At 67.7% G+C, this 26,198-nt stretch carries 13 protein-coding genes; 4 read left to right on the top strand and 9 right to left on the bottom strand.

Going from position 1 to position 26,198, the window contains the following annotated elements:
* Positions 1-74: 74 nt before the first annotated feature.
* Together peaA and ccsA are read right to left on the bottom strand one after the other, a co-directional pair.
* Positions 75-1,643: a quinohemoprotein amine dehydrogenase subunit alpha gene (peaA, locus tag ACYCAX_RS07330; RefSeq protein ID WP_460247712.1), complete on the bottom strand. Its 1,569-nt coding sequence runs from the start codon at positions 1,641-1,643 to the stop codon at positions 75-77.
* 206 nt (positions 1,644-1,849) lie between these two features.
* Entirely contained in the window at positions 1,850-4,024 is a 2,175-nt protein-coding gene (gene ccsA, locus ACYCAX_RS07325) for a cytochrome c biogenesis protein CcsA (protein WP_460247711.1), read from the bottom strand.
* 491 nt (positions 4,025-4,515) lie between these two features.
* On the opposite strand from ccsA, the gene ACYCAX_RS07320 reads away from it, so the two are divergent.
* The 4 genes from ACYCAX_RS07320 to ACYCAX_RS07305 all read left to right on the top strand — a co-directional run bounded on the left by ACYCAX_RS07320 (position 4,516) and on the right by ACYCAX_RS07305 (position 11,015).
* Positions 4,516-6,192, top strand: a complete 1,677-nt coding sequence (locus tag ACYCAX_RS07320) for an MFS transporter (RefSeq protein ID WP_015477043.1) — start codon at positions 4,516-4,518, stop codon at positions 6,190-6,192.
* A 444-nt stretch (positions 6,193-6,636) separates the two neighbouring features.
* Positions 6,637-8,130, top strand: coding sequence for an aldehyde dehydrogenase family protein (locus ACYCAX_RS07315; protein ID WP_294978615.1), 1,494 nt, complete (start codon positions 6,637-6,639; stop codon positions 8,128-8,130).
* A 382-nt stretch (positions 8,131-8,512) separates the two neighbouring features.
* Positions 8,513-9,937, top strand: a complete 1,425-nt coding sequence (gene gabP / locus ACYCAX_RS07310; RefSeq protein ID WP_460247710.1) for a GABA permease — start codon at positions 8,513-8,515, stop codon at positions 9,935-9,937.
* A gap of 79 nt (positions 9,938-10,016) precedes the next feature.
* The gene (locus tag ACYCAX_RS07305) at positions 10,017-11,015 is read left to right on the top strand and encodes a GlxA family transcriptional regulator (RefSeq protein WP_294978635.1); all 999 of its coding nucleotides are present in this window, start codon (positions 10,017-10,019) and stop codon (positions 11,013-11,015) included.
* Positions 11,016-11,323: 308 nt separating this feature from the next.
* On the opposite strand, the gene ACYCAX_RS07300 is transcribed toward ACYCAX_RS07305, so the two are convergent.
* From ACYCAX_RS07300 to ACYCAX_RS07270, 7 genes are all read right to left on the bottom strand, one after another.
* Positions 11,324-13,018 carry an amidase gene (locus tag ACYCAX_RS07300; RefSeq protein WP_015477038.1) on the bottom strand — a complete coding sequence of 565 codons (1,695 nt, stop codon included), beginning with the start codon at positions 13,016-13,018 and terminating at the stop codon, positions 11,324-11,326.
* 586 nt (positions 13,019-13,604) lie between these two features.
* Entirely contained in the window at positions 13,605-13,991 is a 387-nt protein-coding gene (locus ACYCAX_RS07295; RefSeq protein WP_236620515.1) for a hypothetical protein, read from the bottom strand.
* Between the two features lie 173 nt (positions 13,992-14,164).
* Positions 14,165-14,665 (bottom strand): outer membrane beta-barrel protein, encoded by a 501-nt coding sequence (locus tag ACYCAX_RS07290; protein WP_294978623.1) that lies wholly within the window; start codon positions 14,663-14,665, stop codon positions 14,165-14,167.
* Positions 14,666-15,044: 379 nt separating this feature from the next.
* Complete coding sequence (locus ACYCAX_RS07285; protein ID WP_460247708.1) at positions 15,045-16,229, bottom strand: HlyD family efflux transporter periplasmic adaptor subunit; 1,185 nt, start codon at positions 16,227-16,229, stop codon at positions 15,045-15,047.
* Positions 16,222-18,369 carry a type I secretion system permease/ATPase gene (locus ACYCAX_RS07280; protein ID WP_460247707.1) on the bottom strand — a complete coding sequence of 716 codons (2,148 nt, stop codon included), beginning with the start codon at positions 18,367-18,369 and terminating at the stop codon, positions 16,222-16,224. Before ACYCAX_RS07280 ends, ACYCAX_RS07285 begins: the two co-directional genes overlap by 8 nt.
* Positions 18,359-19,633 (bottom strand): TolC family protein, encoded by a 1,275-nt coding sequence (locus ACYCAX_RS07275; protein ID WP_015477033.1) that lies wholly within the window; start codon positions 19,631-19,633, stop codon positions 18,359-18,361. Before ACYCAX_RS07275 ends, ACYCAX_RS07280 begins: the two co-directional genes overlap by 11 nt.
* Positions 19,633-26,022 carry an Ig-like domain-containing protein gene (locus tag ACYCAX_RS07270; protein ID WP_460247706.1) on the bottom strand — a complete coding sequence of 2,130 codons (6,390 nt, stop codon included), beginning with the start codon at positions 26,020-26,022 and terminating at the stop codon, positions 19,633-19,635. Before ACYCAX_RS07270 ends, ACYCAX_RS07275 begins: the two co-directional genes overlap by 1 nt.
* Positions 26,023-26,198: the final 176 nt, after the last annotated feature.

The raw sequence follows: 26,198 nt of genomic DNA, 5'->3' as shown, positions 1-26,198 counted from the left end.
CGACCTCCCGGAACTTGCTTGGTACACCCGCCCGAAGGCGGGGGTTCATGCTCTGAGTTCATCCGATTCCCGCATCACGGGATCGGCGGGTTGTTCCAACGCTGCACGGTGACGATCATGTGCCCTTCGCCCTTGTGCGACTGGCCGGCGTCGTCCACCGCGGCGATCACCTTCAGGTTGCCGGCGTTGTTGGTCATCATCTTGCGGGCCGGGTTGGGGCCGGCGTCACCCGGGGTGAAGATACCGGTGGAAGCATCCATCTCTCCGGCGAACTTCACGTCCTGGTCTTCCTTGGCGCGGTCGTCGAAGGGTTCCACCGACCACTGCGCGGGGAACACGCCGATACGGAACGGCTTGCCATCGGCGCCCTTGCCCCAGGCCTCGGCATCGAAGCTGCCCTGGACCTTGGGCGTGGAGCCGCCATTGCCGCCGATGCGGGCGATGGAGAACTCCGGCACCACCTTCACTTCGGCAATGTCCTTGTACACCGCGAGGCTGCCGCCCTTGGCGGTGCCCACGGTAACGTCGCGCTCGCCGGCGGCGGCCGCATCGCTGGCCTTGACCTTGACGGTCACGCGCTCGGGCGTCTCGGACACCACCGACACCACCTCCACGCCGGCGCCGAACGATGGCTTGCCCTTCAGGCCGGTGCCGACCACGCTGACCTCGGTCTCCACACCCGCCTTGATGTAGGCCGGCTGCACGCCCAGCACGTGGCTGCTGCCGTCCTTCGCCGCAACGAAGTCCAGGCCGCGCTCATCGTGGGCCTTGTCGAACATGCGGCCCTGCATCTGGCCATCGAGGGCGGCGAACACCTGGCGCATGCTCAGGTCGCCCACGGTGACGTTGCCGCGCCACTCGTAGCCGTTGTACAGCACCGCGCTGCCCTCGCCGTTGAACGGCTCGCCGTCGGCGTATTGGCCCTTCACGCTGACCTTGAACGCATCGTCGCCGCTCTTGGCCACGCTCATGGTGCCGGCCAGGTCGCCCTTGCCCGGCATGTGCCCGGCGAAGCTCCACTCGCCCGCCAGCGACTCGGCCTGCGGACGATTCTTCTGCCAGTCGCTCCAGGCCTTGCTGTCCAATGGGTAACGCTTGGCCAGCTCCGGGACCATCTCTTTCTTCGCCAGGTCGAACCAGTCGCGGTCGCGGGACAGCGCCTGGTATTCCAGCGACGGCCAGCGGCCGAGGTGGAAGTTCACCAGCTTCTCCCACTCCGCCGCCGGGCGACGCTGCAGGGCGATGCGCGCGCCCGAGTGGCAGCGGGCGCACATCTGTTCGAAGTTGGTATCGAATTTCTCCACGGTGTTCAGCCGGCGCTCGAGGGCGTAGCGCACGCCTTCGGTTTCGCTGGGCGCCAGGCCCTGCTTGTCGGCGAGGAACTTGACCACCGAGCGGCGTTCGTCGTCGGTGATCTTCAGGCCGTACATCACCTGCATGCGCGCAATGCTCATCAGCCAACCCTCGGGGGTCTTGCGCTGGTGGCTGATGCGGCTCAGGGAATTGTTGCCTTCGGGCGTGTGGCACGCCTGGCACTTGGCGTTGATGATCGCCTGGCCATCGGCGGCGTTGGCCGGCTGGTGCAGCGCTAGGGCCAGAGCGGCCAGGGTTCCGGCACCCAGACAGTGCCGAAGTCGTGTCATCTTCAAGGTCAGGCCTCCTCGGTATTCTTGTTGGTTATTCCTGCCCACCGATGGGCTAAGCGCGATTGCGTCGAACGCTTGGTAGCGATTTAGCAGTTTGTGTGCCACTCCTTTGCAGGGCCCGCCGCACCAGGCTTGCGGCGGGTTTTCCCGGAGCTCTCGGCCGTCACGCCGAGGTTCGATGCGTCTAATTTCGCGATTGCTGTCTAACTCTGAGACACGGCCTGTGCGACGCCGTCCGAAGCAGTATGGCCGCGCCGGCGCAAAACACCGCCCGCCGGCAGCAACAAGGCGCCGAACAGCATGGTCAACAGGCCGACCCAGACCAGCGAGAGGAACGGGAAGCGGCGCACCACCACCACGCTTTCGATCTCGTCCCCCGGCTGTTTCAGCAGGCGTGCCGAGGCCGGCACCCAGACCTGCAGGTCGCCGCTCCAGCCGCGCACGATGAACGGATGCAGCACGTAGCCACGGTCCGAGGCGAAGCGCGCGTAGTGGTAGTCGAGAATCTCGCAGAGCTGGCGCACCGGGCCCTGGTAGGCCGGCGGATTGCCACGGCTGTCCTGGAACAGCGCATGGCCGGCGAGCGTCCGCTCGCCGTCGCGCAGTTCGACCTTGGCCACTGCGTGGTAGCCGGAGAAATCCGGGCGGCTGGAATCAGGCAGCACGCGCAGTTCCATACCGCCGATTACCGAGTGCCACTGTTCGAAGGAGGTGCCCGGCGGGATGCTGATCTGCTGGTAGCTGTTGAGTGCCGTGGCCGCCAGTCCGCCCACCAGCGCGATCACCGCGCCACCGTGCACCAGCGCCAGCCCGCCGCTGTAGCGCAGGTTGCCCAGGCGCCGGCTGCGCCACAGGCTCAGCGCGCCCCAGAACAGGCAGCAGCCCATCAGGAAGACGCCACCGAGCAGCGCCGCGTCCAGCCACGGCAGCACCCGCACGATGCTCTGCGAGAGCATCCCGTCGCCGTTGTAGCCGCCGCTCAGCCAGCCACCGCGCCAGCCGGTCCAGAGCATCACGGCGGCCATCGCCAGGGTCGCCAGCAACGCCAGGCGGGACCGGCCGCAGCGGCGCAGGAAGCTGTAGCCGCCGATCAGGCCGAGCACCGCCAGCAAAGGCACCACCCAGAGTGCCAGGCCGTAGCCGTCGACGTCCCACTGGTCGAAGGCGCGGCGCAGGCTGTCCATCTCCGCCGTGGTGGCCCAGGCGGTCAGGGTCTCGAAGAAGGGTTTCAGCTCGCTCGGCCGCTCCAGGCCCAGCCATTCGTAGAGATGCGCCTGGACCAGCGCGCCAAGGGCCAACAGCCCGGTGCCAGCGAACAGGTAGATGGCCACGTCCAGCGTCCAGTCCGACGCCCCGCGCCGACGCCCCGCCGCAACCTCGGCGCGACGCCCGGCGAGCAGGTAGAACGCCGCCAGCACCAGCAGGATCAGCGCCAGCACCAGGTGGCTGAGCCAGGAGGTGGTGCCAATGTAGCGGTGCGAGCTGGCCAGCACCGTGCTGCGGGTCACCGCCATCGCCACGCAGGCCATTGCCGCCGCCAGCAGGCTGAGCAGCGGCAGCAGGCGGCGATTGGCGCCATTGGTACGCCAGCGGCGGGCGCCGTGCAGTACCGCGCCGAGCAGCGCCCAGATGACGAAGGCCGAGGTTTGTACCGGGTCCCAGTGCCAGAGCTGGCCGAAGGTGAAATCCTCCATCGCCCAGGCCATCCCCGCGCCGATGCCGGCGGTAAGCACCAGCCAGGCACGCCGGCTGTAGCGCGGCATCACCCAGGCGTAGGCGCTGTCGCCCTGCCCCAGCGCGCCAAGCGCGGCGCCGGCGGGCGCCAGGGCCCAGGCATAGGCACCGAGAATCAGCGGCGCGTGGAAGGACATCCAGAAGGTCTGCAGGTGCGCATTCATGCCCTGGCTCGGCAGGCTCGCCAGCCAGTCCGCCGGCGTCGCGCTGAACGGCCCGAGCCAGGCGGCGGTGGCCGTGTACCAGGCGGCGATCAGCGCCATCCCGCGCCCGGCCCAGCCCTCCAGTTGGCGACCGCTCAGGGCGGCGGCCATGCAGAAGGTGGCCAGCAGCAGTACCGTGCCTTCGTCGCCGCCCCAGAGGTTGGAGAACTTCAGGTAGGCCGGCAGCGCCGCGCTGCTGTACAGCCAGACGTAACGCAGCTGGAAGTGATCGGCCAGCAGGTGCAGCGCCACCGCCAGACAGGCACCGCACAACACGCCCATTGCCACCGGCCAGGTCGGCGGACGCAGGTGCGGACGCAGCGCCCCCAGGGCGATCAGCGCGGCGACACCCCAGAGCACGCCATTGCCGATCGGCGGCAGCAGCCAGAGCAGCGCGCACGTAGCCAGCGCGGCGCACAGCCCTGCAATCCATGACGACATCCTCTTCAAGCGAGCCTCCCTGTTTGACGGCGCCTGAGGCGACAGGCGAACGGAGTCTTGCCTCTCACATTCCGTGCCAGCGGCAAAAACCCTTGGGAAACAAACCATTGGTCAACGCACAGGGGCGCGGCGCAGTGGCAATTCGCGACGGCTGTATCAGCCTGAGACATCCCGGACAGTTTTAGACGATGGTCGAACGACCCGGGCGCGAACGCCGCAATGCAGGCCGTGAAAGCCCCCTGGCAGCGGCCTTATCCGACTCCGTGCGTCGGAAATAACGCTCTCATCCGCGCCAGCCGTGGGTTTGCAGGTCATATGAGTGGATATCCGAGTCATGCCGGTTATCCTCTTTCATGACCTTGCCCCACGGCAGGGCCGCCTGTTTTCACGCTTCGCGCAATCCGTATGACGATGACATCAGCCCCTGGGCCTGAGTGCGGCAACGGTATGGAAGGACTCCGGCCTTCAACAAGAACAAGACGGAGAAGAACATGGCGCAGACATACAGCCCGGCCGCGGGCAACGCACCCCACAGCGGCATCACCAAGGAGGAGCGCAAGGTCATTTTCGCCTCCTCCCTCGGCACCGTATTCGAGTGGTACGACTTCTACCTCTACGGTTCACTGGCGGCGATCATCGCCAAACACTTCTTCGCCGGGGTCAACGAGACCACCGCCTTCATCTTCGCCCTGCTGGCCTTCGCCGCCGGCTTCGCGGTGCGCCCCTTCGGCGCCATCGTGTTCGGCCGCCTGGGCGACATGATCGGACGCAAGCACACCTTCCTCATCACCATCGTGATCATGGGCACGTCCACCGCCGTGGTCGGCCTGCTGCCGGCCCATTCCACCATCGGCGTGGCCGCGCCGATCATTCTGATCACCCTGCGGCTGCTCCAGGGCCTCGCCCTGGGCGGCGAATACGGCGGCGCGGCGACCTACGTGGCGGAGCACGCGCCACAGGGCAAGCGCGGTTTCTTCACCTCGTGGATCCAGACCACCGCCACCCTCGGCCTGTTCCTCTCGCTGCTGGTGATCATGGCCTGCCGCACCGTGCTAGGCACCGAGGCCTTCGAGGCCTGGGGCTGGCGCGTGCCCTTCCTGCTCTCGATCCTGCTGCTGATCGTCTCGGTGTACATCCGCCTGCAACTCTCCGAGTCGCCGGTATTCAAGCGCATCAAGGAAGAAGGCAAGGCGTCCAAGGCGCCGCTGACCGAATCCTTCGGCCGCTGGGACAACCTCAAGGTGGTGATCATGTCGCTGCTCGGCGGTACCGCCGGGCAGGCCGTGGTCTGGTACACGGGGCAGTTCTACGCGCTGTTCTTCCTCCTGCAGACCCTCAAGATCGACGCGCAGACCGCCAACTACCTGATCGCCGGCTCGCTGCTGCTGGGCACGCCGTTCTTCGTGTTCTTCGGCAGCCTCTCCGACCGCATCGGCCGCAAGCCGATCATCATGGCCGGCTGCATCCTCGCCGCGCTGACCTACTTCCCGATCTTCCACGGCCTGACCCAGTTCGGTAACCCGGACGTGTTCGCCGCCCAGGAGAAGAACCCGGTGACCGTGGTCGCCGATCCGGCCCAGTGTTCGTTCCAGTTCGACCCGGTGGGCAAGGCCAGATTCGTCAGCTCCTGCGACCTGGCCAAGAGCCTGCTGGCGAAGAAGGCCATCCCCTACGAGAACATCAAGGCCGAGACCGGCACCGTGGCCCAGGTGCACATCGGCGACAAGGCCATCGAAAGCTTCGAGGGCAAAGGCATGGCCGCCGCGGACTTCAAGACCCAGTCCGATGCCCTCACCGCGCAGCTGAGCACCGCCCTCAAGGACGCCGGCTACCCCGAGAAGGCGGATCCGGCGAAGATCAACCACCTGGCCATGCTGCTGCTCCTGACCGTGCTGGTGATCTACGTGACGATGGTCTACGGACCGATCGCCGCCTGGCTGGTGGAGCTGTTCCCGGCGCGCATCCGCTACACCTCGATGTCGCTGCCCTACCACATCGGCAACGGCTGGTTCGGCGGCTTCCTGCCGACCGTGGCCTTCGCGATGGTGGCGGCCACCGGGGACATCTACTACGGGCTCTGGTACCCCATCGTCATCGCGGTGATGACGGCGATCCTGGGGACCTTCTTCCTTCCGGAAACCAAGGACCGGGAGATCCACCACGGCTGAGCGGTACAGCCATGCGGCGTACGACCGTTCGCGGTTGTACGCCCGCAGGGAGGATCGGTTCTCGTGGGAGCGGAGCTTCTCCGCGCCACACCGGCAAGACCGGTGCCGGGTCGGTTCGCGAGCAAGCTCGCTCCTGCGAAGAGCCGGCCCATCGCACCCTGTAGGACCGAGGGGGACGCCCAGTCCTTGCTCGCGAACCACACCACACCGCACGAAACCAATCGCGGACAGAGTCCGCTACGACCAATCAGGGCGCCCGGCCGTCTCAGCCGCTGTCGCAATGTGCGACAACGGCCCTCTCCCCGCCAATCGAAAAAATCAATAAATCTTTTTAATTTCAAATACTTAGTCAACGATTTAAGCATTGGCACAGCCGTTGCGATGTCCGCTCCCAACCTGCTCCCGATCCGAGCAGAACGAACAGACCGACAAGAGGCAATCGCAATGCTCGCTTCCCTGCCCATCAAGCCCGAATCCCGCGCCTTCCTGCAGCGCGCACCGAAGATGCTGATCGGTGCCGACTGGACCTCCGCCAGCGACAGCGCCCTGATGGACCTGCGCAACCCGGCCACCGGCGAGGTGCTGTGCCAGGTCCCGGCCGCCACCGTCGCCGACGTCGATCGCGCCGTGCGCGCCGCGCGCCAGGCCTTCGACGATTCGCCCTGGAGCCGCATGCGTCCGCGCGAGCGGCAGAATCTGCTGTGGAAGCTCGCCGAGCTGATGGAGCGCGACGCCGACCTGCTGGCCGAGCTGGAGTGCCTGAACAACGGCAAGAGCGCCGCCGTCGCCCGCGTGATGGATGTGCAGTTGGCCATCGACTTCCTGCGCTACATGGCCGGTTACGCCACCAAGATCGAAGGCACCACCGTCGATGTGTCGATGCCGCTGATGCCCGACGGCGACTTCCACGGCTACATCCGCCGCGAAGCCGTCGGCGTGGTGGGTGCCATCGTCGCCTGGAACTTCCCGCTGCTGCTGGCCTGCTGGAAACTCGGCCCGGCGCTGGCCACCGGTTGCAGCGTGGTGCTCAAGCCCGCCGACGAAACCCCGCTGTCCGCGCTGAAACTCGCCGAGCTTGTCCTGGAGGCGGGCTACCCGGCAGGCGTGTTCAACGTCGTCACCGGCACCGGCATCACCGCCGGCGCCGCCCTCTCCCACCACCCGCTGGTGGACAAGCTGACCTTCACCGGCTCGACCCCGGTGGGCAAGGAAATCGGCAAGGCGGCGATGGACAACATGACTCGCGTGACCCTGGAGCTGGGCGGCAAGTCGCCGACCATCGTCATGGCCGACGCCGACCTCGCCACCGCCGCCGCTGGCGCGGCGCAAGCGATCTTCTTCAACCAGGGCCAGGTCTGCTGCGCTGGCTCGCGCCTGTACGTGCAGCGCAAGCACTTCGACAACGTGATCGCCGACATCGCCGGCATCGCCAACGGCATGAAGCTGGGCAACGGCCTGGACCCGAGCATCGACATGGGTCCGCTGATCTCCGCCAAGCAGCAGAAGCGCGTGTTCGACTACATCGAACTGGGCCGCGACAAGGGCGCCACCATCGCCTGCGGCGGCGAACAGTTCGGCCCCGGCTACTTCGTCAAACCCACGGTGATCGTCGACGTCGACCAGAAGAACCCGCTGGTGCAGGAGGAAATCTTCGGCCCGGTGCTGGTCGCCATGCCCTTCGACGACATCGACGACGCCCTGCGCCTGGCCAACGACAGCCCCTACGGCCTGGGCGCGAGCATCTGGTCCAACGACCTGTCGGCGGTGCACCGCATGGTGCCGCGCATCAAGTCGGGCTCGGTATGGGTCAACTGCCACAGCGCGCTGGACCCGGCGCTGCCCTTCGGCGGCTACAAGATGTCGGGCCTGGGCCGCGAAATGGGCGCCGCCGCCATCGAGCACTACACCGAGCTGAAGTCGGTGCTGATTCGTCTGTAACCCCCTGCGGGTCTACCTCGACCGGGCATCCCCTGCCCGGTCCTTGCATCCCTCGGTCGCGGCAGCGGCCGGGGGATTTTTTTGACTCGATCCCACGTCTGCGCATGCGGCCGAGCCCCATTGCAGAGTGGCTCATGGCTACCGTCGTGCGGCGCGCCATGTCGCTTTTGGCCATGCCCGTGGCGATCCTGAACAACTGGCGGGGCGCCCGCATGGCATAGCTTGGGGCCCGCGTGATGCTGGCTGTCCGGCGTGGCATTTCCGAGCCCCCATCGACCCGAAAGGAGCGGGATCGCGGCTTGGTGGAAACCCGCCCCGGCCCGTGGCTGCGCGCCCTCCATGACAACTTCAATAAGAACAATTGCAACAGGAAGGCCGACAGATGAGTGCACCTAGTGCGAAAGGCGCCAATGGCGATCTGGTGCAGGGCTTCAAGCCCCGCCACGTAACCATGCTTTCCATCGCGGGAATCATCGGCGCGGGGTTGTTCGTCGGCTCCGGCCACGCCATCGCCGCCGCCGGCCCCGCCGCCATCGTGGCCTACGCCCTCTCCGGGCTGCTGGTGGTGCTGGTGATGCGCATGCTCGGCGAGATGGCCGTGGCCAGCCCTGACACCGGCTCCTTCTCCGCGTACGCCGACCAGGCCATCGGCCGGTGGGCCGGCTTCACCATCGGCTGGCTGTACTGGTGGTTCTGGGTGCTGGTCATCCCCATCGAAGCCATCGCCGCCGGGGTCATCCTCAACAACTGGTTCCCGCAGGTCGAAACCTGGGTATTCGCCCTGTCGATGACCCTACTGCTGACCGTGACCAACCTGTTCAGCGTCGCCAAGTACGGCGAGTTCGAGTTCTGGTTCGCCATGCTCAAGGTGGCCGCCATCGTACTGTTCATCGGCCTCGGCGCGGCGGCGCTGCTGGGCCTGCTGCCCGGCCGCGAGGTCAGCGGCCTGACCCGGCTGATGGGCGAGCACGGCGGCTTCATGCCCAACGGCTGGACGGCGATCTTCAGTGCGCTGATCACCACCCTGTTCAGCTTCATCGGTACCGAGGCGGTGACCATCGCCGCCGCCGAATCCAGCGACCCCAGCCGCAACATCGCCAAGGCTACCCGTTCGGTGATCTGGCGCATCAGCGTGTTCTACCTGCTATCGATCCTGGTGATCATCTCGGTGGTGCCGTGGAACGACCCGCGCCTGGTGGAAATTGGCTCCTACCAGCGCACCCTGGAGCTGCTGAACATCCCCAACGCGCAACTGCTGATGGACCTGGTGGTGCTGGTCGCCGTCGCCAGCTGCCTGAACTCCTCGGTGTACATCGCCTCGCGGATGATCTATTCGCTGAGCCGCCGCAACGACGCGCCGGCCTTCATCCAGCGCACCTCGGCAGCCGGCGTGCCGCGCGCGGCGGTGATCGCCAGCACGCTGATCGGCATGGCCACCACCCTGCTGAACTTCTTCGCCCCGGCGCGCCTGTTCGACTTCCTGCTCGCCAGCTCCGGCTCCATCGCTCTGCTCGTCTACCTCGCCATCGCCATCTCGCAATTGCGCATGCGCGCGATCCTGCGCCGGCGCAACCACGAGCTGGTGTTCCGCATGTGGCTGTTCCCCTGGCTGACCTGGCTGGTGATCGGCATCATCGGCTTCATCCTGACCGTCATGTTCATCATGCCCACACACCGGGTGGAGGTAAGCTCGACGCTGGCGCTGACAGTGATCATCATCCTGCTCAGCCAGACCGGCCGGCGCACGCTAGAACACAGGCCGGATACGGTGCTGCGCCGCCGTGGCGCCAGCGGCGCGGGCGAGTGATCCGGGCGATACTCGCCGCCTCGGCGGCATCTGCAACATGAGGTGGTGATTGGTCGAACGACGGCAATTCAGTGGCGCCATGCAGGGGCGCAACCTGCGCTTCATCGCCGAGCAGCAGAGGGAGCCCACTCGCCAGGCGCGGGTGGGCTTCCTGCTGCTCGAGCATTTCTCCCTGCCCGCCTTCACCCAGGCGCTGGACACCCTGGTCACCGCCAACCTGATCCGTGCCCAGACCTTCACCACCCAGACCTTCAGCCTCGACGGCGAATCGGTCACCAGCGACCTCGGCCTGGTGATCTGCCCCGGCGCGGCGCTGACCGCCTCGCAATTGGCCGAGCTGGATCTGCTGGTGGTCTGCGGCGGCCTGCGTACCCAACTGCGGGCCACACCCGAGCTGACCCGCCTGCTGCAGGCTGCCGCCGACAAGGGCATTACCCTGGCCGGCCTGTGGAACGGCGCCTGGTTCCTCGGCCAGGCCGGCTTGCTGGACGGCTACCGCTGCGCCATCCACCCCGAACACCGCGCGGCCCTGGCGGAAATCGCCCGGCACAGCGAAGTCACCAGCGAAAGCTACCAACTCGACCGCGACCGTCTGACCGCCGCCAGCCCCACCGGCGCCTTCAACCTGGTGCTGGAGTGGATCAACGCGCGCCACGGCCGCGAGCTGGTGGATGCCATCGTCGACATCCTCGCCTTCGAGGAGTCGCGCTTCCGCCGCACCCGCCCGGCGCTGCACGAGAAACTCAGCGAGCCGCTGCGCGAAGCGATCAACCTGATGAGCGCGAACATCGAGGAGCCGCTGAGCCAGGACCAGCTGTCGCTCTACGTGGGGCGCTCCAAGCGGCAGATCGAGCGGCTGTTCCAGGAACAACTGGGGACCACGCCGGTGCGCTACTACCTGGAGCTGCGCATCACCGAAAGCCGGCGCCTGCTGCAGCATTCCAGCCTGCCGATGTACGAGGTGGCGCTGGCCTGCGGCTTCGTCTCGCCCAGTCATTTCAGCAAGTGCTACACCTCGTTCTACGGTTACTCGCCGTCCAAGGAAGTGCGCTACGGCAACGTGAAGTCGGCCAAGTGAGCGCAGATCCTCGCTGGAGCGAACTGCTTGTCATGCGCGTCGCAGGGAAACGCGTTCGCGAGCAAGCTCGCTCCTACAAAGAACACCCCGGCGTTTCCCTGTAGGAGTGAGCTTGCTCGCGAACTGCTCTGCACGATGCCAATCGCGGACGGCTCCCTCTCCCCCTGGAGGAGGGTTGATCCGAGCCTGGAGCTGTCCGGTAGGAAGCGGACTGCGTCCGCGATCCGCCAGCCAGGCCGGCGTCATAGACCAAAAAACCGCGCCCCATTGGGAGCGCGGTTTTTCTCTTGCTTGCAGCGACGAACCGATCAGCCCAGCGGCGGCGTGCTCGGCGGCACCAGGCGCTTGGAGCCGGTGGCCTCGAAGGCCGCTGCGAAGCGCAGCAGCGCGGAGTCGTCATAGGCGCGGCCGGCGAAGGTCAGCCCCACCGGCATGCCGATATCGGCCATCACGCCCATCGGCACGGTGACGGTCGGCACGCCCAGGTGACGGATCGCCAGGTTGCCGTTGGCGACCCAGATGCCGTTGCTCCAGGCGATGTCGGCCGATTCCGGGTTGACGTCGGCATCCGCCGGACCGACGTCGGCCACGGTGGGGAACAGCACGGCGTCGAGCTTCAGCTCGTCCATCCAGTCTTCCAGGTCGAGCTTGCGGGTCTTCTCCAGGCCGCGCAGGCCGTCGGGCAGGGTCTCGATCTGGTCCCAGGTTTTCAGGCCGCGCTTGGCCATGTTCACGTACTCGTCCATGCCGGCGCAGAGGTCGCCCTCGCGGTTCGGCAAGGTGCCCGGATCGTGGGGGAAGATCTGCGGGCCGTCGACGTCGGCCAGCCTGTTCAGCTTCGGATCGCCGTTGGCGCGCAGGAAGTCGTCGAAGCCCCAGCCGGACAACTCCCACAGCTCGTCATGCAGGAACTGCTCGGAAACGATGCCGCGGTTGAACACGGTCGGCGCCCCCGGACGGTCGCCCTCGCAGTTGGAGACCAGCGGGAAGTCCACTTCGATGACTTCGGCGCCGGCCGCTTCCAGGGCCTTGCGGGCCTGTTCCCAGAGATCGATGACCGAAGCGCGGGTGTTGATGCGCTGGCCGGTCGGGCCGCCGATGCCCGGCTTCTCGCTGGTACCGGCCAGTTCGTCCTTGTTGATGAACATGCGCGGCACGCCCAGGCGCTTGCCCTTGAAGGCTTCAGGTCCGGAGGCGAGGTCCAGGTAGGACGCCGGACGCACCTCGGCGACGGCGGGGATCGGCACCCACGGTTGCAGGCGCCACAGGTCGCCACGCGTGTCGGTGTCTTCGGCCACCACCACGTCGAGCACTTCCAGCAGGTCGGCCATCGTGCGCGCGTAGGGCACCACCACGTCCATCGTCGGAGTCAGCGGCCAGTTGCCGCGCACCGAGATCACGCCACGGGACGGGGTGTAGGCGCACAGGCCGTTGTTCGAGGCCGGGCCACGACCGCTGGACCAGGTCTCTTCCGCCAGGCCGAAGGCCGAGAAGCTCGCGGCGGTCGCGGTGCCGGCGCCATTGGACGACCCCGAGGCGAAGGGCGCGGTGAGGAACTTGCGGTTGTACGGGCTTTCCGCGCGGCCGTAGACGCCGCGCTGCATGCCACCGTTGGCCATCGGCGGCATGTTGGTCTTGCCCAGGCAGATGGCGCCGCCGGCGCGCAGGCGCTCGACGGTGAAGGCATCGCGGTAGGCGACCAGGTCCTTGAAGGCCGGGCTGCCGGAGGCAGCAGTCAGGCCCTTGACCAGGTAGCTGTCCTTGGCGGTGTAGGGAATGCCATCCAGCGGGCCGAGGGTCTCGCCGCGGGCGCGGCGCTCGTCGGAGGCTTGGGCTTCCTTCAGGGCCTCGGTGTTGCGCACGACCACGGCATTGAGCCGGGTCGGGCCATCGTAGGCATCGATGCGCGCGAGGTAGGCCTTGACCAGTTCGACCGCGGTGGTGCGGCCCGACTCCAGGGCTTCACGCAGCTGCGCAATGGAAACTTCGGTTACCTCGATCATGCTTTCACCGTCGGCTGAAGGTTGGTGGGAAGGTGGAGGTCTGCGTCGCGGCGGACGAAGACGGCGCAAGTCAGAAAGTGCGTGTTCATCTCGATTCTCTTGTACTTCTGTTACGCGACGGGAGTGAGTGTACCGTCGGCCGGCGGCGTCCATCAGCGCCCGGAGAACGGACCGGGAACTGAAGTATGGCAACTGTGGCGAATAGGGCCGCCAGGGCGCACACACTGGCACGTACGATCAGAATACACAACACGCGTAAATTAAAAAAAACGCCCACCGAGGTGACCCCTGGCGGGCGGAAGTGGGCGCGAGGGAATGTGCGCCCAGTGGCAGAGACCCAGCGCAATGCCGATGGCAGACGCTGGCGACGGTGTTTCGCGGCCTGCGGGTCAGGCCACCGGGAACGCGGGATCGGCAGCGGCCAGGGCGCTCCAGACACCGCCAAAACCCGCGCCGACGATCAGAATGTGCTGTTTCATTGCAGTCTCTCCCTGGATTGAGGGCGAACGAAGCCCCCGAAGCGCGGCGTGCAACGCGCTTCGCGATGGAATGAAAGGAATGGCGGCTGACTGCGCGAGGCGCTCGCTCAGCTCAGGGAACACAGGTAGGCGGCGTCGAGCAGCTCACCCTTGTCCTGCCAGGCCGTACTCTGATAGGCGTTGAAGTGGCTGCCGCCGTCGATGGCGGTGACGTCCACGATGCCGCTGGCCTGGCGTGGATCGTCGCTGCCGACGAGGAGCCGGCCCGTGCCGTCGCCGGTGCTGATGAAGGTCTGGGCGCCAGGGGCGACCTTGCTTCCGACGCAGTCGAGATAGGCGACGTTGTCCCGGCGGGTGGTTCCGCCAAAGTTGTCCCAGCTGAGCTGGAGCTCGGAGGTCTGCGCGCAGCCCGCGAGGCTGCCGAGTGCGAGTAGGGAAATGCCGAAGGCGCTGCCAAGGGCGTGGCGTTTCATCCCGGAGATTGAAGTGTTCATGCGATCGCTCCCGTGCTGTTGTTGGTCTTGCGGGTCACACGGGCTGATCTTCAGGCGCGATCCACGGCCGGACCACTCGATTCCATCGATAGTCACTCTGCCGGAAATCGATGGTTCGCACGCAGGCCGATGCAAGGGGAAGGAAGCGGCTTCTCCGCTCCCTTCCCGGCGGATCAGAACCGCCAGTAGGCCGACAGGGTGGTCTGGTCGAGATCGATGTCGCCGACCTTCAGGGTTTCCTGCTCCAGGCGCATCCCCAGGCCGCCCAGCACATCCATCTCCGCACCGTAGCCGTAGAGGGCATCCACATCCTCGGACTTGCCCGCCACATCGTCGTCGGCGTGCCAGGCGTGCACGCCCGCCGTGCCGAACAGGCGGATGCGCTGGCCGATCGGGAAGCCCAGACGCAGGCTGGCCTGCGCCGACTGGCCGTCGAAATGCTTGTCGCGATCGCTCATGTCACCGAAATCGACGACCGCTCCTTCGAACGCCAGGTAGTTGTTCAGGCGATACCCCGCGTAGAGCTTGTAGCTGTCGTCCTTGTCGTCGAACCGGGACTCGTCGATTTCGGCACGAGTGACACCACCACCGACATAAAGACCGCTGTCATCCGCGAACGCCAGCACCGGGGTCGACAACAGGAACAGGGCGGAAATCACTTTTGCAGCACGCATGAAAACTCCTTACCAGCGGCAACCACTGCCACTGGCACAAACTTGAAATGAATTGGATTCGGACAGGCGCCCATTGCCCCGGACGGGAATGGCGCACTTATCGCCGGATGGCGGAACGAATGAATAAGCGGAAGAACGTCGAGCCCGTTTGAGTCACCCTCTTTATCCAGAACAAGGCCGGATAATTAGACCCAACGGGATATTCGGCTGGCCATCGTAGGTTCTCGATAGTCGGGAAAGCGCCGGCTGGACGCGTCATCCGGCGCCGCCAACGTTCGGACGTGCCGGCCAGCTCCGGCGCCTTCGCATGCGAAGGCGCCGGAGCCCGCTGCCGCCGTTTCATCCCGCGGCGCTGCCCGAGCGAACCCACGGCAGCGGTTCAATACAGCCGCGCCTTGATCAGCGGACGCAGCAGATAGTTGAGCACGCTGCGCTTGCCGCTGAGGATGTCCACTTCCGCCACCATGCCGGGGATGATCGGCAGCACCTCGCTCCCCCGCTTCAACTGGCTGCCGTCGGTCCTGATCAGCACCTGGTAGTAGGACTCCTTGCCGTGCACGGTGTCCTCCTCGATGGTGTCGGCGCTGATCTGCTCCAGGGTACCCTTGAGGTCGCCGTAGAGGGTGTAGTCGTAGGCGGTGATCTTCACCTTGGCGGGCATGCCGGGCACCAGGAAGGCCACGTCGCGCGGCTTGATCTTCGCCTCCACCAGCAACTGCTCCTCCACCGGGATCACCTCCATGATCGCCTCTCCCGGCAGGATCACCCCGCCACGCGTGTTGATCAGTACGGTGTTCACCCGCCCGCGTACCGGCGACAGGATCTCCGTGCGGCGCAACTGGTCCTGGCGCTGCTGCACGATGGGCTCCAGCTGGGTGAGCTGGGCCTTCTTCTCCGCGCGCTCGGTGTAGGCATCCTGGAAGTAGGTGTTCTTCAGTTCGGTGAGCTTGCCGTTGAGCGTGGCGATGTCCTGGCTGAGCTTCAGCGCCTCCATCTGGCTGACGGCGCGCTTCTCCACCAGCGGCCGGACCAGGTCGAGCTGGCTCTGCGCCAGGCGGACCTGCTTCTGCACGGCCTGGCTGCCTTCCACCAGCTTGGCCCGCCGGGAGTTGAAGAGCTCGCGCTCGGAGCGGGCCAACGGGCCAGCGGCGTCGATTCCCTCGGGGAACTCGATGCGTTCCTTGCCCAGCACCTCGGCATCCAGCCGCGCGATGGCCGCGCGCAGGACGGCGGCCTGGTTGGCCGACTCCTGGTAATTGGTGAGGAAATGGGTGTCGTCCAGCCGTACCAGGGGCTGCCCCACCTCGACGCGGTCGCCCTCCTTCACCAGCAGGCGGTCGAGGATGCCGCCCTCCAGGCTCTGGATCTTCTGGATGCGGCTGTAGGGCACCACGCGCCCGTCACCGCGCGTCACCTCGTCCAGCTCCGCCCAGGCCGCCCAGAGGATGGACAGCAGGACCACCCCGAGCAGGGTCCAGAGCAGCGGTCGGTAGACCGGGTGGGTCGCCGCCAGCAGCGGGTCGCCCAGTTGCCGGCGCAATTGATCGGAACCCGGCTCAGCCACGGACACCTCCTTCGGTGTGCAGCGGCGCCTGCACCTGGTTGCCCTGCACCACCTGGTGCAGCGGTCCGTCCATGATCACCTGGCCGTTGCGCAGGACCACCGCGCGGTCCACCAGGGCCAGCATGCTTTTCTTGTGCGTGGTCAACACCAGGGTGCGGCTGCCCAGCCACTGCTGCAGGTATTCGATGACGCGGTTTTCGCTGGTCTGGTCGAAGGCCGCGGTCGGTTCGTCGAGCAGCAGGATCGGCGGGTCCTGCAGCAGCACGCGCGTCAGACCCACCGCCTGGCGCTGGCCGCCGGACAGGCTGGCGTTGCCCTGGATCGGCATGTCCAGGCCCAGCGGATGGGCGCGCACGAAACCGCCCAGGCCGACGCCATCGAGCGCCTCCAGCAGTTCCTCGTCGCTCAGCGCCGCATTCTCCAGATTGAGGTTGTCGCGCAGGGTGCCGTGGAACAGCGCCACGTCCTGCGGCAGGTAGCCGATGCCGCGCTGGCGGTCGGCGGGGTCGATCTGGCCGAGGCTGACGTCGTCCAGCAGCAGCCGGCCCTCCTGCGGGTCCAGCAGACCGCTGAGCAGGCGCAACAGGGTCGACTTGCCGGCGCCATTGCCACCCAGCAGCGCAACGCGTTCGCCGGCCTGGAGGTTCAGCGCCTGCACGTCCACCACCGGCGCCCCCTCGCCGTGGGCCAGGCGCACGCCTTCGAGCCGGTAGCTGCCGCGCAGGCGCTCCCGGTGCACGAAACGCTTGCCCTCGGGGCGCTCCTGCTGCGCTCCCATCAACTGGTCCAGCCCTTCCATCGCCACCCGCGTGTGCTGCCAGCGGCCGAGGATACCGGCCGCCTGGGACAAGGGCGCGATGGCGCGCGAGGACAGAATCGAGCAGGCCACCAGCGCACCGACGGTCATGGCGCCGTCGCTGATCCGGTAGACCCCGGCGACCACCACGCCGACATAGCACAACTGCTGGATGATGCCCGAACCGTAGCTGAGCGTGGAAACCAGCGCCTGGGTCCTCAACGCCGTGCTGGAAAGCTGGCCGGTGAGCGTTTCCCACTGGTGCAGGCAGCGACCTTCGGCGCGGGTGGCCTTTACCGTCTCCAGGTGTTCGAAGGCTTCGAGCAGGACACTGTTCTTCATCGCCCCTTCGCGCAGGTTCTGCCGCGACAGGCGACCCAGCAGGCGCTGGGTCAGCAACCCCGGCAGCACCATCAGCACGCAGGCGGCCAGCACCACCCAGGCCAGCGGACCGCCGATCAGCGCGATGATCAGCAGGAAGATCGCCACGAACGGCAGGTCGCTGATCAGCGCGGCACTGGACGAGGTGAAGAACTCGCGCACCGACTCGAACTCGCGCACCTGGGTGCTGAACGCGCCCATCGACGCCGGCCTGGCTGCCAGGCGGGTGCCCAGCACGCGGGAGAACAGCAGCGTCGAGAGTTGCAGGTCGAGCCGCTTGCCCAGCACCGTGAGCAGGTGCCCGCGCAGGATCCTCAGCACACCGTCGAGGCAGATCGCCAGGACCACGCCGCTGGCGAGGATCCACAGGGTGTCGAAGGCGCCGTTGGGTACGACACGGTCATACACCTGCATGGCGAACAGCGACGAGGCGACCGCCAGCAGGTTCGCCACCAGGGCCGCCAGGGCGACCTCCGCGTAGGAGCGCCGCAGCCGCCGCAGCGGACCGAAGAACCAGTGCTCCGGCTCCGCGCTGGCGTAGTCGCCGACACGCCCATCGGGACGGTAGCGGCATTTGGCGAACACCGCCGTGCCGGCGTAGAGCGCTTCCAGCTCGGCCAGCGCCAGGCGTTCGCTGCCGCCGTCGCTCTGCGGCACCAGCACGTCGGCCATGCCGCCGTCGAGTCCAGCCAGCACCAGCGTGCCGCCATCCTTGAGCAACAACAGTGCCGGCAGCAGGTAGGCGTCCATCCGCTGCAGAGGATATTCCGCCACCTGGGCGGTGATCTCCGCGCGGCGCAAGGCACGAGCCACCCGGTGCAGCGGCAGCCTCCCCTGCTCCAGGGCGATGCCGTCGGCCAGCTCGCCCGGACTGACCGGCCGGCCCAGTTGCCGGCACAGCAGCGACAATCCCTCGCGCAGCGGATCGACCGGCGCCTGGGACAGGTTCATTTCAGCTTCCATGATTCAACCGGTTCTCCAGCAGCGACCCCAACAACCCGACCTGGGCCGCCGCCCGATATTCGATGCGCTTGCGTTCGATGTGCAGGTTGACCAGTTGGCGCTCCGCCTCGAAGCGTTCACGCTGGACGTTGAGCAGGTCGATCACGTCGCGCCGCCCGACCTCGAACTGTTCGCGGTACAACTCGCCCACCTGCTCCGACTCGCTGACCTGCTGGCTCAGCGACTGCTCGCGCCAACGCAGGGTCTCGCCGTTGTCGAACAGCGTCTGCAGTTGCCGGCGGATGTCGCGCTGCATCGCATCGGCGCTCCAGCGCGCCGACTCCAGGCGCTGCTGCGCGGCGGTCGGCCGGCGGAAGTTGGAAAGTCCCTGGAAGGTGTCCATGCGCAGCCGCAGGGCCAGCACCGAATCGCTTTCCGGGCGCCCGCCGACCTCGCGGCGCAGCGCCGTCGCCTCCAGGTTCAGTTGCGGCAGCAGCGCGCTCTTCGCCTCGCGCACGCCCGCTTCCGCGGCGTTGGCCTCTTCCACCGCCTTGCGCTGCAAGGGTGCGTCCTGGATCACCCGACTCAGGTCGCTGCCCGCCAGGTAACGCTGCAGCGAGGCCGGCTCCGGCTCCACCAGGTCGCCGGGGGCCTGGCCGACCAGCAGGGCGTACTGGTTGCGCGCATCCTGCAGGCTGCCTTTTTCCAGCGACAGCTGTTCCCCGGCCCGCGACAGTTCGAGGTTGGCGCGATCCAGCTCGCTGCGGTCGGCATAGCCGTCGCCGCCGCGCGCCTGGGTCATCTCGCGAATGCCGTCCAGGCGCTGGATATGCCGGCGCACCGTGTCCACCCGGCGCTCGGCGGCCAGCACGTCGAGGTAGGTCTCGACGATGTCCAGCGCCGCGTCGTCCCGCGCCACCAGCGCCGCCTCGGTCAGCCGGCGGCGGTCGGCGCTGGCGCTGTCCACCTTGCTCGACACCCGTCCCCAGTCGTACAGCATCTGCGAAACGGTGGCATCGTAGACGACTTCGCCGAAGTCGAACTCCTGCGGCCCGCCGGACAGGCTGACGGCTGGGTAGTAGCCGCCCTTGGCAATATCCACCTCGGTGCCGGCGCGCTCCGCCTCCGCCAGCGCGGAGCGCAACTGCGGATGGATCGCCAGCCCCGCGCGCACCGCTTCGTCGAGGGGAATGGCCGGCGCACACAGCGGCAGGCCAAGCAACAGCAGGCCGATGATGCTCTTCCCGCGGGACAGGGCCGGCGGGAAGTACTGCTTGCCAGCCATCAGACGGTCACCTGTACCGTATTGTCCTCGACCAGCAGGGTGGTACTGCCGAAGGTGTAGACATCGTAGGTAATGCCGTCGATCAGTTGCGTGGTACCGGTATTCACCGCGCCCACCACGTTCAGGGTGTCGTTGTTCTCGCCGGTGATCTGCAAGGTGTTGTTGGCATCGGTGACGGCATCCACCTCCGCCGCGGTCAGGGTCAGCACGCTACCCGAATCGCCCTTGCCGAGGTCGATGCGCTCGAGGTTGCTGAGCGTGCCGACGCCGACGGCGTTGTAGTCGAGGTCGATGCCGTTGGCCAGGACCAGGGTATCGAACCCGGCGCCGCCATCGATGCTGACGAAATCGGTCGCGGTGATCTGGAGGGTGTCGTTGCCGTTGCCGGCCACCACATGGTCGCCGGTGCCCACGTTGAAGACCAGGTCGCTGCCGTCGCCGCCGTTGATGTGCTCCGAACTGCCGTTGGCGCCGGACAGCACGTCGTCGCCGGACGTGCCGTTGACATCGATCTGGCCGATGTTCAGCGACAGTCCGTTGGGGGTCAGGGTGATCCCGTAGGCGGCGCTATCGCTGCCGTTGGAATCGGTGGACACCAGGTTGAACGAGATCCTCGAGCCGAGATCGAGGATGTCGGAGACGTTCAACCCCAACTGGGTGAGGATGGTCGGGCTCAGCAGGTTCAGCGAGAAGTTTCCGGACGAGTCCGCCTGGATCGGCAGCAACTCGACGTTCAGCGCCGGGGTGATGACCCGGATCACCACGCTGGAGTCCGGCTCGCTGGTACCGCTGAAACCGAATCGCGGGTTCAGCGGGTTGAGGCTGACGTCGAGGCCGAAATTGCCGATGGTCACCGGCTGCTCGATGCTGGTGCCGACGCCGATGCTCGCCACGTTGCTCGGGTTGCCGGCCGGGTCGCGGCCGACCACCGAGACCTGGGCGTCGAGCAACTGGTCCCAGCTGAAGTCGATGTCCAGGTCGGTAAGCAGGTTCAGCGACGCCAGCCCGCTGTTGTCGGCGGTCACCGTGGCGGTGGCGGTCACCCCGCCGACGCTGGCGGTGACCGTCAGCTCGGTGCCCGGCTCCGCCGAGATGGTCAGGATGTTGCCGACCAGGGACAGCACCGGGGTCGCCGGTGGAATGGTGTCGATGGTGAACGGCACCGGGGTCGACGCGGTGCCGCCGTTGATGTCGGCGGTAATGGTCGAGGCGCCCTCCGGGAACGGTCCGCTGGAAGGCGTCAGGGTCAGGGTCACGTTGCCGGCGGCGATGTCGCCGGCGTTGAGGGTATGGCTGACCTCCGCCTCGTAGCCACCCTGCCCGGCGAACTTGAGCATGACCACCTGGCCGACCTGCATGGTCGGGCGGACCGTCACCTCGACCTGGATGCCGTCGCCGATCTCCGCGGCGTTGACCCAGGTATCGGCGGCTTCCGCCACACTGATGGTCGGCGGCGCCAGGTCAGGGCCGTTGATGGTGCCCGGTCCGCTGACGTTGCCGGCGGCGTCCACGACGACCCCGGCGATCAGCTCGCCGGTGATCAGCGGCGGCGCGAACGGCAGGCTGAAGTTGCCGCTACCGTCGACGTTGACCGTGATCGGGTTGGCGCTGTCGCCATTGACCACGATGCGCACCTGGCTATTCGGCTCGGCGATGCCGGTCAGCAGCGCGCCGTCGGCGCTGATGCTCAGCAGCGGAGCGGATGGCACCACCGAGTCCACCGTGGTGCTGGCCGGACCGCTGGCGTTGTCGGCGGCGTCCTCGGCGACGGCGTTGATCAGCGTACCGTTGGCCAGCGGCGTGCCGGGGGTGAAGGTCCAGTTGCCGCTGCCGTCGGCGGTGGTCTCGCCGATCGGGTTGCCGTTGCCGTCGGTGAGGATCACCTTGGCGCCGACCTCGGCGGTCCCGGTGATCACGCTGCCGTTGCTGGCATTGATCACCGGCGTGGCCGGAGCCACCGTGTCCACCGTGGCGCTGGCCGGGCCGCTGGTATTGCCGGCCGGGTCCTGGGCCACGACGTTGACCACGGTGCCGTTGGCCAGCGGCGTGCTCGGAGTGAAGCTCCAGTTGCCGCTGCCGTCGACGAGGGTCTGGCCGATCGGGTTGCCATTGCCATCGGTGAGGATCAGCCGGACGCCGGGTTCGGCGGTGCCGCTGAGTTCGACACCGTTGCTCGGGTCGATCACCGGGGTGGCCGGGGCCACCGCGTCCACCATGCTGCTGACCGGACCGCTGGTGTTGCCGGCGGCGTCCTGGGCCACGGCGTTGACCAGCGTGCCATTGGCCAGCGGCGTGGCCGGGATGAAGCTCCAGTTGCCGCTGCCATCGGCGCTGGCCTGGCCGATCGGGTTGCCGCCGCTGTCGGTGAGTATCACCGTCGCGCCGGCTTCGGCGGTACCGCTGATCACTGTACCGTTGCTCGGATCGAGCACCGGGGTGGCCGGGGCTACCGCGTCCACCGTGGCGCTGGCCGGTCCGCTGGTGTTGCCGGCCGGGTCCTGGGCCACCGCATTGACCACGGTGCCGTTGGCCAGCGGGGTAGCCGGGGTGAACGTCCAGTTGCCGCTGCCGTCGGCGGTGGTTTCACCGATCGGGTTGCCGCTGCCGTCGATGAGGATCACCTTGGCCCCGGCTTCCACGGTACCGCTGATGACCACGCCATTGCTCGGGTCGAGCACCGGCGCCGGCGGGGCGACGGCGTCGACGGTGACGCTGCTCGGCCCACTGGTATTGCCGGCCGGGTCCTGGGCCACCGCATTGATCACCGTGCCGTTGGCCAGCGGCGTGCCCGGCGTGAAGCTCCAGTTACCGCTGCCGTCGGCGGTGGTCTGGCCGATCGGGTTGCCGCCGCCATCGGTGAGGATCACCGTCGCGCCGGCCTCGGCGGTGCCACTGATGTCGCTGCCGTTGCTCGGATCGATCGGCGGCGCCGGCGGGGCCACGCCATCCACCGTGATCATCGCCGGCGAGCTGTCGGCGTTGCCGGGACTGCGCGCCACCACGTTGACCACGGTGCCATCCGGCAGCGGGATGCCCGGGGTGAACGACCAGTTGCCGCTGCCGTCGGCGGTGACCTGGCCGATCGGGTTGCCGTTGCCGTCGGTGATGATGACAGTGTTACCGGCGTCGGCGGTGCCGCTGATCACCGAGCCGTTGCTCGGGTCGACCTGCGGAGTCGACGGCAGCGAGGAATCTACCGTCGTGGTGCCGGGCGGGCTGGTGTTGCCGGAGGCGTCGGTCGCGGTCACGTTGACCACAGTGCCGTTGGGCAGTTGCGAGCCGGGCGTGAAGGTCCAGTTGCCGCTGCCGTCGGCGGTGGTCTGGCCGATCGGGTTGCCGTTGCCGTCGGTCAGGGTGACGGTGCTGCCCGGCTCGGCAGTACCGTTGAGCAGGTTGCCGTTGCTCGGATCGACCACTGGCGTGTTCGGCGCCACCGCGTCCACGGCAGTGCTGCCCTGCGGGCCGGTATTGCCCGCTGGGTCCTGGGCCAAGGCGTTGACCACCGTGCCGTTGGCCAACGGGGTGCTCGGCGTGAAGGTCCAGTTGCCGCTGCCGTCGGCGGTGGTTTCGCCGATCGGGTTGCCGCTGCCATCGGTGAGGATCACCTTGGCCCCGGCCTCCGCGGTACCGCTGATGGTCGTGCCGTTGCTCGGGTTGACCACCGGCGCGGCCGGCGCCACCGAGTCCACCGTGGTGGCGGCCTGCGGGCCGGTATTGCCGGTCGGATCGGTGGCCGTGGCGACGATCACCGTGCCATTGGCCAGCGGTGTGCCCGGCGTGAAGCTCCAGTTGCCGCTGCCGTCGGCGGTGACCTGCCCTATGGGGTTGCCGCCGGCATCGGTGAGGGTCACGGTGGCACCGGCCTCGGCGGTGCCGCTGATGACGACGCCGTTGCTCGGGTTGATCACCGGTGCCGGCGGCGCGCTGGAATCGACGGTCACCGTCGCCGGCGGACTGCTGTTACCGGCGGCGTCCTGGGCCACCACGTTGACCACGGTGCCGTTGGCGATCGGCGTGGACGGGGTGTAGGTCCAGTTGCCACTGCCGTCGGCAGTGACTTCGGCGATCGGGTTGCCGTTGCCGTCGGTCAGGGTCACGCTGCTGCCCGGTTCGGCGGCACCGCTGAGCGTGGTGCCGTTGCTCAGGTTCACGGTCGGCGTGGCCGGCGCGATGGCGTCCACGGTAGTGCTGCCCTGGCCGCCGGTGTTGCCCGCCGGGTCGGTAGCCGTGGCGTTGACCACGGTTCCATCCGCCAGCGGCGTGGACGGGGTGAAGCTCCAGTTGCCGCTGCCATCGGCGGTGACCTGCCCGATGGGGTTGCCGTTGCCGTCGATCAGGGTCACGGTGGCGCCCGGTTCGGCGGTGCCGCTGATCTCCGCGCCGTTGCTCGGATTGACCACCGGCGCGGCCGGCGCCACCGAGTCCACGGTGGTGCTGGCCGGAGCGCTGGTATTGCCGGTCGGGTCGCTGGCCGTGGCGTTGACCACCGTGCCGTTGGCCAGCGGCGTGCCCGGCGTGAAGCTCCAGTTGCCGCTGCCATCGGCGCTGACCTGGCCGATCGGGTTGCCGTTGCCGTCGGTGAGGATCACGCTGCTGCCCGGTTCGGCGGCACCGCTGAGCATGGTGCCGTTGCTCGGGTTGACCACCGGAGCCGCCGGGGCCTGCGAGTCCACGGTGACGCTGGCGCCCGGGCTGCTGTTGCCGGCGGCGTCCTGGGCCACCACGTTGACCACGGTGCCGTTGGCGATCGGCGTGGACGGGGTATAGGTCCAGTTGCCGCCGCCATCAGCGCTGACTTCGGCGATCGGGTTGCCATTGCCGTCGGTGAGGATCACGGTGCTGCCCGGCTCGGCGGCGCCGGTGAGGCTGCTGCCGTTGCTCAGGTTGACGGTCGGCGTGGCCGGCGCCACGCCATCGACGGTGGTGCTGCCCTGCCCGCTGGTGTTGCCCGCCGGATCGGTGGCCGTGGCGTTGACCACGGTTCCATCCGCCAGCGGCGTGGACGGGGTGAAGCTCCAGTTGCCGCTGCCGTCGGCGGTAACCTGTCCGATCGGGTTGCCGCTGCCATCGGTCAGGGTCACGGTAGCGCCCGGCTCGGCGGTGCCACTGAGGCTGCTGCCATTGCTCGGGTCGAGCACCGGCGCGCCCGGCGCCGTCGAATCGATCGTTACCCAGGCCGGCGCGCTGGCGTTGCCAACGGTATCCGTGGCCACCGCCTCGATCACCGTGCCATCGGGCAGCGGGCTGTCCGGGGTGTAGCTCCAGCGGCCATTTCCATCGGCGGTGACCTGGCCAACGGGGTTGCCGTTGCCGTCGGTCAGCGTGACGGTCGCACCGGCTTCGGCGGTACCGCTGACATGCGTACCATTGCTCAGTCCGATGACGGACAGGGTCGGCGCCACGGCATCGACGGTGAGGCTGCTCGCCGGGCTGTCATTGCCAAAGGCATCCCTGGCCACCGCGTAGACCTGCATGCCATCGGGGAGCGGCTGGGACAGCGTGAGCGACCACTTGCCATCGGCATCGGCCGTGGCCTGGCCAAGCGGATGCCCGTTGCCGTCGGTCAGCACCACCGTCATGCCCGCGGCCGCGGTGCCGGCAATGACACGGCCGTTGCTGGCCTCGACCTGCGGCGCATCCGGGAAGTCCGGCGCCTGCACGCTGGCCACCGGACTGCGGTTACCCGCCGGGTCGGTCACCACCACGCTGATCGCCTGGCCATCGGTCAATGGCGGATTCAGGTCCACCTCGAAGCGACCGTTGGCGTCCGCCACCACGCTCAGCTCCGCCACGCCGTCGCCATTGGTGTCCACGCCAACGCTGGCCCCGGCTTCCGCGTGCCCGGACAGGCGCGTGCCATCGGTGGAAATCTGCAGGTCGGTCGCCGCTTGCGGGGCGCTGGTGTCCGGCGCGGGCGCCGAGCTGCCCCCGCCGCCACCACCGCCGCCACCGCTGGCCAGCGCTACGCCGCCGCCCACCACCGCCAAGGCGGCCAGCGCCGTGTTGGTCGCGCTCATGCCTGCAAGGCCGGACGAGTCGCTGGTCAGCGAGTCGAACCCGGCTGCCACCGGCTCGGGAGCATAGGTCGCCGCCATCGTCCCTTCTCCGGCTACGGGCAACTGCACAGCCACCAGTTGCCCCTCTTCGACGAGGAACAGTTCGCTGGGAGGCTGCCCGGCCGCATAGAAATTGGCGATACGCAGGGACTCGCCATTCTTGAGATGAACGACGAGGTCTGAACCTTCACGGGAGTATTCGGCAACCGCGTCCCTGGGAACCTGCAGCGCAACCTTGCTGCGCTGGTCGAGGACCAGCCGGCCATCGAGCTGGACGGTGGGAGACGTACTGACGGATTGAGCAGACGGAACGACTTTCGCTGGAATCGACATCCACGGTTCTCTCTTGTACGCGATGGACGCAGCCAGTCACGCAGGAGGAACCCCGGAAGCTCATGCACGGATGGGCGTTACAATCCCTGAGCTCGTATGCGGAAATTCCCTGACGTGTCGTTCTGCCTGCCCCTGCCGAAGCCCCTAACAGCCTGCAGTCCAACCACGTCCCGCGT

This window comes from Pseudomonas sp. MT3, assembly GCF_054720805.1.
Note: the sequence above shows the minus strand (reverse complement) of the source record. Positions and strands in the feature narration are given on the sequence as shown.

Coding starts and splice junctions, on each gene's coding strand:
- ccsA (WP_460247711.1), bottom strand. CDS start 4,024: ATGTCGTCATGGATTGCAGGGCTGTGCGCCGCGCTGGCTACGTGCGCG.
- ACYCAX_RS07290 (WP_294978623.1), bottom strand. CDS start 14,665: ATGCGTGCTGCAAAAGTGATTTCCGCCCTGTTCCTGTTGTCGACCCCG.
- ACYCAX_RS07280 (WP_460247707.1), bottom strand. CDS start 18,369: ATGGAAGCTGAAATGAACCTGTCCCAGGCGCCGGTCGATCCGCTGCGC.
- ACYCAX_RS07320 (WP_015477043.1), top strand. CDS start 4,516: ATGGCGCAGACATACAGCCCGGCCGCGGGCAACGCACCCCACAGCGGC.
- gabP (WP_460247710.1), top strand. CDS start 8,513: ATGAGTGCACCTAGTGCGAAAGGCGCCAATGGCGATCTGGTGCAGGGC.
- ACYCAX_RS07275 (WP_015477033.1), bottom strand. CDS start 19,633: ATGGCTGGCAAGCAGTACTTCCCGCCGGCCCTGTCCCGCGGGAAGAGC.
- peaA (WP_460247712.1), bottom strand. CDS start 1,643: ATGACACGACTTCGGCACTGTCTGGGTGCCGGAACCCTGGCCGCTCTG.
- ACYCAX_RS07300 (WP_015477038.1), bottom strand. CDS start 13,018: ATGATCGAGGTAACCGAAGTTTCCATTGCGCAGCTGCGTGAAGCCCTG.
- ACYCAX_RS07270 (WP_460247706.1), bottom strand. CDS start 26,022: ATGTCGATTCCAGCGAAAGTCGTTCCGTCTGCTCAATCCGTCAGTACG.
- ACYCAX_RS07305 (WP_294978635.1), top strand. CDS start 10,017: ATGCAGGGGCGCAACCTGCGCTTCATCGCCGAGCAGCAGAGGGAGCCC.
- ACYCAX_RS07295 (WP_236620515.1), bottom strand. CDS start 13,991: ATGAACACTTCAATCTCCGGGATGAAACGCCACGCCCTTGGCAGCGCC.
- ACYCAX_RS07315 (WP_294978615.1), top strand. CDS start 6,637: ATGCTCGCTTCCCTGCCCATCAAGCCCGAATCCCGCGCCTTCCTGCAG.